The sequence below is a fragment of the Parvimonas sp. M20 genome, assembly GCF_035282425.1.
Classification (GTDB): Bacteria; Bacillota; Clostridia; order Tissierellales; family Peptoniphilaceae; genus Parvimonas.
Window position 1 is genome coordinate 1 of the sequence record NZ_JAYKBQ010000181.1, and the last position, 267, is coordinate 267.

At 52.8% G+C, this 267-nt stretch carries 1 protein-coding gene; it reads right to left on the reverse strand.

Features of this window, described 5'->3' with window-relative positions; all coding sequences use genetic code 11:
- On the reverse strand, positions 1-267 hold a 267-nt coding region (locus tag VJI93_RS08885; RefSeq protein WP_442954000.1), incomplete at both ends, for a hypothetical protein.

Genomic DNA, 267 nt, shown 5'->3' on the forward strand with positions numbered 1-267 from the left:
CGTTGTACCACCCTGCTCAATCGAACGCAGCAACACCGCTTTAATCACCCGAGCTAACAATTCACACTCTGCCAGCGACAGTGATGACGCCAGCCGATCCGGATGGATCCCCGCCGCAAACAGTGATTCGCTGGCATAGATATTCCCTACCCCTACCACCAGCTTGTTATCCATCAGCCACGGTTTAATCGCCGTTTTTTTCTTCGCGCACTTCTGATGCAGATACTCACCATTGAAATCGTCGCTAAGCGGCTCCGGTCCAAGATG